At 60.8% G+C, this 8,625-nt stretch carries 5 protein-coding genes; 1 reads left to right on the top strand and 4 read right to left on the bottom strand.

The genetic code is table 11. The annotated features are described in order from the left end of the window. On the top strand, positions 1 to 184 hold a 184-nt coding region (locus tag B5G16_RS12775), incomplete at its 5' end, for a hypothetical protein (protein WP_204228046.1). Here B5G16_RS12775 and B5G16_RS06850 read toward each other — a convergent pair. The 4 genes from B5G16_RS06850 to B5G16_RS06835 form a co-directional block, all read right to left on the bottom strand. Continuing rightward, positions 174 to 971 carry a LytR/AlgR family response regulator transcription factor gene (locus B5G16_RS06850; RefSeq protein WP_087262555.1) on the bottom strand — a complete coding sequence of 266 codons (798 nt, stop codon included), beginning with the start codon at positions 969 to 971 and terminating at the stop codon, positions 174 to 176. The genes B5G16_RS12775 and B5G16_RS06850 overlap by 11 nt on opposite strands. Positions 972 to 1,048: 77 nt before the next feature. Continuing rightward, positions 1,049 to 2,422, bottom strand: a complete 1,374-nt coding sequence (locus B5G16_RS06845; RefSeq protein WP_087262553.1) for a RagB/SusD family nutrient uptake outer membrane protein — start codon at positions 2,420 to 2,422, stop codon at positions 1,049 to 1,051. A gap of 13 nt (positions 2,423 to 2,435) precedes the next feature. Further along, a complete protein-coding gene (locus B5G16_RS06840; RefSeq protein WP_087262551.1) occupies positions 2,436 to 5,825 on the bottom strand; it encodes a SusC/RagA family TonB-linked outer membrane protein in 3,390 nt (1,129 codons plus the stop codon). Positions 5,826 to 5,976: 151 nt separating this feature from the next. Then, positions 5,977 to 8,625 carry a zinc-dependent metalloprotease gene (locus B5G16_RS06835; RefSeq protein WP_087262549.1) on the bottom strand — a complete coding sequence of 883 codons (2,649 nt, stop codon included), beginning with the start codon at positions 8,623 to 8,625 and terminating at the stop codon, positions 5,977 to 5,979.

Here is an 8,625-nt window from a genome sequence, read left to right as displayed (position 1 = left end):
CCATCCCGTGCGGTCGCTCTATTTCAGCCTCTTCACCCGGGTTTTCACCCGCGTGCGGCACATCGCCTTCAACACCCGCTTTCCGGAGAGACGAAGGGTGGGGGCCGGTACCCCGGGGACCGGGAGGGGCCTCCGCCGGCGGAAGCCGCGCTTCTCCGGCAGCAGCCGGAGACTCACCGGTTGAGCCACTGCCGGAAATCCTGCACGCGGTCGGTGCTGACGAGCACCTCCTCACCGTCGGGAGTCGGGGGATTGAGGAGCACCTTGATGCGGCTGCCGGAATAGCGGACCATCTCGCGGATGGATTCGAAGGAGATGATGAACCGGCGGTTGATGCGGAAGAAGAGCTTCGGGGGAAGTTTCTCGCCCACGTCGGCGAGCGTTCGGTCGAGGATGTAGTCTTTGGCGTCGTGAGTGACCAGATGGAGGTACTTTCCGTCGGCCATGAAGTAGGCGATCTCGGCGATGGTGACCGACCGCATGCGGGCCCCGATCTGTACGAGGAAACGCTCCTGATAGGCGGCTTCGGAAGGAGCCTCCCCGATGCGTGCCTCCTGTGTTCCCTGTGTTCCCTGCGGGGCTTGCGGCCGCCGGGGAGCCGATCCGGTTGCTCCGCCTCCGGTGAGCATGTCGAGTTTTGCGATGGCCCGGCGGAGGTCTTCGCGCCCGAAGGGTTTGAGCAGGTAGTCGATCCCCTTGTTTTCGAAGGCTTTCAGGGCATAGGTGTCGTAGGCGGTGATGAAGATCACCGGAACGCGGATCTCCGTCCGGCGGAAGATGTCGAACCCGCTTCCGTCGCCGAGATGGATGTCCATGAAGATCAGGTCGTGGGTGACGCGGCTGATGATATCCGCGGCTTCGGCGACCGATGACGCGGTCGCCACGACCTCGATGTCCGGCGCGACTTCGGTCAGCGAGTCGCGGAGTTCGGCCACCGACAGGGGTTCGTCCTCGATGATAATGGCTTTCATGCGCGGTAAAGTTATAAAAAAAAGAGTCCGGAACAAAAACCGGGCTCTTTTTTGATGCGGGGCAGCTCGACGGTGCGTCAGTCGTTCAGATCGGGGTTGCCGGCGATGGCCGACTGCGGGAAGGGCAGCGTGTAGCGCGAATCGTTGGCATTGAGCGTGTAGGAGGACCCGTCGTATGTTTTGGTGATGGCGGGGCGGGTCGTGCGTCGCAGGTCGGGCCAGCGGTGTCCTTCCAGCAGGAATTCGCGGGCGCGTTCGTCGGCGATTTCGGCGCGCAGCTGTGCGGCATCCATAGCTTCGATTTTGGACTGCTGGGCCTCCAGAGCCTCGGGTTTGAGCCGTTTGGCCTGCAAGTCGAGCAGATACCTGCGGGCTGCGGCGAGCTCCGCGGGGAGGTAGGATCCGGCCTCGGCGGCGATCAGGTAGAGCTCGGCCGCACGGATCGAACTGCGGTCCGAGGAGGAGCGGTTGACGCCGTACCCGAGCAGGATGGGATTCCAGGAATCGTCATAGGTGTTGATCTCCTTGAGGTAGCTGCGCCGGCAGTCGTTGGTTTCGTCGAAGAGGTTGAGAATGGGCTCCGCGATGATGCAGGCGCCCTTGAGGTCACCGTTCGATCCGCTGAACGGGCGGTCCATGGCCAGGATCGTTTCGGACGAGGCGGCCTGCCAGGGCAGTGCGGTCTCTTCGGTTGCGGTGTTGAGGTCCGTCAGCGCGTACTCGGGGATCAGAGCCGCGGCGGTGTCGTATGCCTGCTGCCATTGCTGCATGTAGAGCAGCACGCGGGCCTTGAACGCACGGACGGCGTTGAGCGAGAACCGGTAGTTGCGCGTTTCGTCGGGCTGTTTTTCGAGGCTGATGAGCTGTTCGGCCTCGGCGATGTCTCCGAGGATGCATTCGTAGACGGCGGCGACGTTCGTCGGGCGGTATTTCTGCTCGATGTCGATGTGCTCCGAGAGAGCGATTCCGCGGTCGGTTCCGGCGGTGTCGGGGTTGTAGGGCCGGCCGTAGAGGTTCACTAACTGGAAGTGATTGTAGGCGCGCAGGGCATAGGCCTCGCCGAGGATCTGTTCCAGGGGTTCGCCGGCATCGTGGACGTCGGCGTCGCGGATGTTCTCGATCACGGCGTTGGCGTAGAAGATCGACTGGTAGAAGTACTGATAGGGATATTCGCGCATCTGGCTGCCGTATTGCCAGGTGTAGTTGTAGCCGAGAGGCACGGCGTCGCTGGCGTTCCAGAAGGCGCTGGCGTCGAGCATCCCGACTTCGTCGGAGAGCAGGCAGGTGTAGACCTGTGCCTCGCCGAAGGGATAGGCGTAGTATCCGGTGGTAAGCAGGGCCCGGAATTCGGAGGTCTTGTGGGGAATGACCTGCCCGACGGGTTCGATTTCGAGGTAGTTGCAGGCGGTCATTCCGACGGCTGCAAGGAGGATATATGCTGATTTTCTCATGTTTCGGGTGGTTTTAGAAGGTGATGTTCAGACCGACGGAGTAGGTCCGGGCCATGGGTTGCGCATAGATGTTTCCGTAGGTTTCGGGGTCGAAGTATCCGTCGTAGTTCGAGGCGATGACGAAGGGGTTCCGGGCCTCGAAGTGGAGCCGCAGCGAGGAGATGTGGAGTTTTCGTGTGATCTTCTCGGGGAAGGTGTATCCGAGCCGGATGCTGTTCACGCGGAAGTAGTTGATCCGGTGGTACCAGATGTCGAGGTTCTGGAAGATGGAGCTGGCGCCCCACGCGTTGCTCTGGTCCAGGATCCAGTAGTAGGCGCGGTAGGGGTCGGGGTTTTCATCCCAGTCGCCCCATGCGGAACCGTCGGCCTGTGCGTTTCCGACCAGTGCGGGATAGATCCCCGAGGGGTTGGCCGAGGACCAGATCTGCTGGACGCGTGTGGTGTTGTTCTGCCCGGGGTTGGTCATCTGCGGGGTGTAGAAGGGCGTCTCCCTGACGAGCTGCCCGAATACGAAGTTGCACGACACGGTGAGGTCGAATCCCTTGAAGTAGAATCGGTTGTTGAAACCTCCCGTGAGGTCGGGGTTGAGCGATCCGATGTGTGAGAGCCTGCTCCGGACGTCCGGCCGGTCCTGGTCCATGACGGGGCTGAACTCATATATATCGGGGTAATCGGTACCGAATGGATAGGTCTTCTCGACCCGGAAGTTGACGAACTCCTGAAGGGATACCTTCTGCCCGTCCTTCCAGAAGAGGGGGATTCCGTACTCGTCGAGGCCTGCGGTTCGCAGGGCGAAGACGGCGCTTGCCGAGTATCCCTGGAGCGAGGGTGTCCAGGCCTTGTCGTCGATGAGGACCTTCTCCACGCGGTCGGTGTTGTGGGCGAGGTTGAACTGGGTCTCCCACCGGAAGCTGCGCGAGCGGATGTTCACGGTGTTGAGCGAGAACTCGATGCCGCGGCTGGAAATTTCGCCGTAGTTGCTCGACGTGACGGAGAATCCGGTTTCGGAGGGGATCGTGCGCGAGGTGATGAGGTCCTTGCTCCGGCGTCCGTAGACTTCGAACGTGAATCCGATCCGGTTGTCGAGTGCCGCGAAGTCGAGCGCGGTGTTCCAGGAGTAGGTGGTTTCCCAGCGGAGGTTCTGGTTGGGCGGGGAGGTGACGTTGATGGCATCCTCGACGACGCTTCCGGGCGTCCGGGTAGTCCAGGTACCGAGGATATAGGGCGAGGTGGATCGGTCGATGTTTCCCTGTGCGCCGTAGGAGAGCCGCAGGCGGAGGTTATCGAGCCAGCGGGCGTTGCGCAGGGCGCCTTCGCGGTTGATGTTCCAGGCTCCGGAGATCGACCACATGGGGTTGAACTTGTATTTGGGGTCGACGCCGAAGAGGTTCGTTCCGTCGTAGCGCATCGACCCGAAGAGGGTGTAGCGGTTGTCGTAGGTGTACGAGGCGGTGAAGAAGTAGGAGAGGTACCGGTTCTCGTAGAACGACTTCTGATACTGCGTGAAGTAGGGGCTGTTTGCCAGATTGGTACCCTCGTCTCCGGCGGGGAATACCATCGGTTCGTTGGTCATCGTGCGGAAGTCGTATCCGAAACCTTTGGTATGGATGGTCGTGCTGGTGGTTCCTCGCATTTCGAGTCCGGCCATCAGATCGACCTCATGTTTTTCGGCGAAGGAGTCCGAATATTCGGCCTGTGCTTTCCAGGTGTACTGCGAGAGGTCGGCGTTCCAGTTCTGGATGATGCCGCCTTGGGGCATGTAGGTCACGCCGTCGACGAGCGAATAGAGGGCATACTTGCGGGTGAAGTAGGTCTCTTCGCGGGCCATTTTTTCGGTCATGGAGTTGTCGACCTGCAATCCGAACTGGGTGTAGATGCGCAGCTGCTTCACGGGTCGGAAATCGAGGTCGAAGATGGTCTTCATCGAGCGGGTGCGGAGCGTGTATTCGGTATTTGCGCGCTCTTCGAGGAAGTTGAAGTCGATGACGTCGTCGTTGTCGCCCTGATAGACGTTCATGTCGGGGTCGTAGGCATAGCTGCCGTCGGGGTTGTAGGCATTGAAATAGGGGTTCACGGTCCGGGAGTATCGCGAGGGGTTCGTGAAGACGTCCGTGTCGGAGAGGTAGGATTCGTTGCGGTTCTGCCCGACGAAAACCGAGGCGCCGAACCGGAGGTTCTTCAACAGGTCGTAGTCGGTCTTCATCGTGAGGTTCAGTCGTTCGAACCCGGTTCCGACGGTCGAACCCTGTTCGTTGTAGTAACCGCCGGAGAGGTAGTAGCTGGCGCGGTTTCCGCCACCGGAGACGTTGAAGCTGTACTGCTGGTTGAGAGCCACCTGATAGATCTCCTTTCCCCAGTCGGTTCCGTTCCTGCGCAGGGCGTCGATCGCCGCGCGGGTTTCGGGCGAGAGGGCGTTGATTCCGCCCTGCCGGAGGGCGTTTCGTTCGCCGGCCTTGTCCAGGATGCGGGCCACGCCGCCCATCGAGGAGAGGTAGTTGAGCCGTCCGTTTGCGGCGAGCGCGAGTTCGAAATCGACCTTCTGCGAGGCGTTCATCAGGTTGAGCTTCGAGAGGTCGGGTCGGTCGGTCACGAAGAGCGAGGCGGTGACGTTCACGCGTGTGGGCTGGTTGCGCAGTCCCTTTTTCGTGGTGATGACGATTACGCCGTTTGCGGCGCGTGCGCCGTAGATAGCCGTAGCGGCGGCATCTTTCAGCACGGTGATGTCCTCGATGTCGGCGGGGTTGAGTCCGGCGATCGACATGTTGTAGAGGTTGTCGATGTTCTCCTTGGAGGACCAGTCTGCGGGGATGTCATTACCTTCGAGGGGGATTCCGTCGAGGACCCACAGGGGGTCGGTGCTTCCGTTGAGGGTGACCGTACTTCGGATTTTGACCTTGCTGGCGCCGCCCGGGGCTCCGGTTGTGGGCGTGGAGGTAAGTCCGGCGATGGATCCGGAGAGCATTTCGTCGACGCTGGCCACACCGTCGCGGGAGATGTCGGCCATTCTGACGTTGGCGATCGAGGAGGTTAGCTTTCGTTTTTCGATGCGCTGGTATCCGGTCACGACGACGGCGTCGACGCGGTTTTCGGCGGGTGAGAGCCGGATCGTGAAGTTGCTTTTCCCGGCGATGTCGACCGTCTGTGCCTCATATCCGAGGTAGCTGACGACGACTTTGGCGACACTGGCGGGCAGGGTGAATTCGAATCGACCCTGTTCATAGGCGATGGTTCCCTGCGGATTGTAGTTTCTGGCCTGTGTCTCTTCGGGGGCGATGAAGACGGTTGCTCCGACGAGCGGCGTTCCGTCCGTGCGGTCGATCACCTGGCCGGAGATCGTCCGGGTCTGCTGCGCGAGGGCGAAGAGCGGAGCGATCAGCACGAATAGCGTAAGTAGTCTTTTCATGAGATGTGAGGATATAAGTGAAAGTGTTATTTTTGCGTATGTTTGAAATTGAAATCCGGGTTTGGGCTTCGGATTGTAAGCGTTCCGGCCTCTCTCCGAAGTCGGGCAAAGCCGTCTTTCCGGAGGATAAGACGGCTTTGCGATGGTTTTTTTACAACATTCTCAGGGCCTCTTTCAATCGCAGGTCGAGATCCCGGTAGTGGTTCCTGGTGGCGGGGTCCCCGCTCTGGAAGCGGCCCTGCACGATCGAGAGCAGCCGTCTCATTTCGGCCCTTTTTGCCGATGTGGTCTCGCTTACGCGCTGCATGAGTTCGTAGTTGCGCTGGGTCTGGATTCCGATCTCTTCGGGGCGGGGCAGCGGTTCGAAATCGACTTCGGGGGCCTGTTGCATGAGCGAGCATCCGCAGCAGTCGCCGTTCGGGCCGGCGTCGGCAACCGCATCGCGGAGCGTGGCCCCCATCTTCGTGGTCTTGACCATGGTGATGTTCGACGACACGATCAGCGCATCGACGTAGTTCTTCTGGCTCATGCGCTCGTAGAGCGAGAGGGTGCGGGCACCGGGTCGGATGAAGACGGCGCGGGTGATCTCGTCGAGCATCTCCTCGGGGGTGTAGGTCTGGGGTCCGCGTCCCTGCCGGGCCTCGACCTCGTACATGCGGAGCAGGCGGCGGTCATCCAGCAATTCGTAGTAGACCTTGTATTGGAGTTCGCGTGCGAAGTTGTAGGGGGCGTACTCCATCTGCCCGAAGGGTGAAGAGCGGTGGGGGTAGCTTCTGTCCCAGGCGTCGGCGCCGAAGAGCCATTCGGGCGTTACGAACACCTCGTCGATGAGGTAGCGGACGCTGCGTCGCTGCATCTCGGCCGGCACGGGGACGTAACGGTCGATGTCGTGTCCGGCGACGACGTTGTTGAGGTGGAATCCGCCGACGTTGGTTTTCACGTGGTCGGCATAGGTCAGCCACTGGAAGACGATCGACATGAGGAAGCGCCCCGCTTCGTATTGGAGTTCGCCCTCGCGGTCGGTCCACTCGGTGACGTGGGGGATGATTCGCCGGAGGTTGGCCAATCCGTATCGGCTGGCCATCACGGCGTCGTCTCCGAGGTCCTCCGACTGGGCGCGGGGGTCGATTCCCTCGCGGGACTGCTCGCCGTAACGGTATGCGGGGTCGTTTTCGTGTTCGCGCAGCCAGGCGTTGAGCGTGGGCAGCTCCTCGTGGGGATCCCGGACGTCGAGCCAGCGATATCCCCATCGGATGGCGTGTTTGTCGTAGACGCCGATTTTGGGCGTGAGCTGCGTAATGCCGTCCTCGGGCTGCGCCACGTAGTTGAATCGGGCGTAGTCCATGATCGAGCTGGCGGTTCCGTGGGTGTCGGTGTATGTTTTCGAGCGGAGCGAGTCGACGGGTACGGAGTACGAGGCTGCGAAGTTGTGTTTCAGTCCGAGGCTGTGTCCCAGTTCGTGGGAGGAGACGAACCGCACGGCATTCCCCATGAGTTCGGTGGGCAGGACATTGCCGCGGGCCAGCGGGTCGACGGCTCCGGTTTGGAGACGGATCCACGAGTGGAGGATGCTCATCACGTTGTGCCACCAGATGATGTCGGCCTCGATGATTTCGCCGCTGCGGGGGTCGATGACCGATGGTCCCATGGCGTTTGCGAGTTCCGATGCGGCGTAGGTGACCACCGAGTAGCGCACGTCGTCGACGTCGAACTCCTTCTCCTCATCGGGTCCGACCTCGCGGGCGAGGATGGCATTTTTGAAGCCGGCGGCCTCGAATGCCTCCTGCCACTCCTCGATCCCCTTCTTGATGTAGGGTACCCAGACGGGCGGCGTGGCGGGGTCGATCCACAGCACGATGGGCTTCTTCGGTTCGACGAGTTCCCCGCGTTTGTATCGTTCGACGTCTTCGGGCCGGGGTTCGAGTCGCCAACGGTTGATGAAGGCCCGCTCTTCGGCCTTCTGCTGGGTGTCGTTGTAATAGAGATGCCCGATTTCGAAATAGCCCACGCGGTCGTCGGCGAAACGCGGTCGCATCGGCACGGGGTCGAGCAATACGAGATTCGAGGTGATTTCGACGGTCAGGGGTGTGGACTCGCTCTCCTCGCCGGAGAGATTTCCGGAGAGGGTGGATTTGACGATGATGTTCTCGGGGAAGGCCTTCACGGATTCGATTTTCGAGAGGTCGCGGTTGGCGCTGCCCGTGCGGAGCGAACCGAAGAGGTTGTTGAAACTCTTCTCGCTGCCGTCGAAGACTTTGTTGACCTTGACGACCGCCGAGGTCGAATCGGCATTGTAGGCCTCGATGGGGAACTGTTCGATAAGCGTTTCGCGGTAGTTGTCCCTGACGGATCGGGCGATGCGGTCGCCCTTGCGGGCCGAGATGCGGGGGTCGTAGGTTGCGACCCATACTTTTTTATAAAGGGTGTCCTTGCGGAATCGGATGAGTTTCTCTCCGAATCCCATTCCCTTGTTGATCCCGGCGTTGTTCAGCGCATAGGGGACTCCGGAGATCTTGTTGACGACCAGAATATCGCGGTCGAGCAGCGAATCGGGAATCTCGAACCAGATGTCGGTACCCTTGCGGTGAACGTCGAACATGCCCTTGTCGGTGGAGGCGTCCTTGAGGATCTCCTCATATTTTTTCCGGTTGTTGCGGGTGGAGTCGGTTTTTTCGGCGATGTTTTCGGTTTTTCCGCTTTTCCGGTTCTCCTTTTTCCGGGCCTCGGCGGGTGCGGCCGTGAGCAGGAGCAGCGTTGTGAGCAGAAGGGCCGGGCGTATGAACGTCTGTTTGTTCTTCAT

Source organism: Alistipes sp. An66 (assembly GCF_002161445.1).
GTDB lineage: Bacteria > Bacteroidota > Bacteroidia > Bacteroidales > Rikenellaceae > Alistipes > Alistipes cottocaccae.
The sequence above is the reverse complement of the archived record's forward strand: the minus strand, read 5'-3'. Positions and strand labels throughout refer to the sequence as shown.

Coding starts and splice junctions, on each gene's coding strand:
- B5G16_RS06850 (WP_087262555.1), bottom strand. CDS start 971: ATGAAAGCCATTATCATCGAGGACGAACCCCTGTCGGTGGCCGAACTC.
- B5G16_RS06845 (WP_087262553.1), bottom strand. CDS start 2,422: ATGAGAAAATCAGCATATATCCTCCTTGCAGCCGTCGGAATGACCGCC.
- B5G16_RS06840 (WP_087262551.1), bottom strand. CDS start 5,825: ATGAAAAGACTACTTACGCTATTCGTGCTGATCGCTCCGCTCTTCGCC.
- B5G16_RS06835 (WP_087262549.1), bottom strand. CDS start 8,625: ATGAAGAACAAACAGACGTTCATACGCCCGGCCCTTCTGCTCACAACG.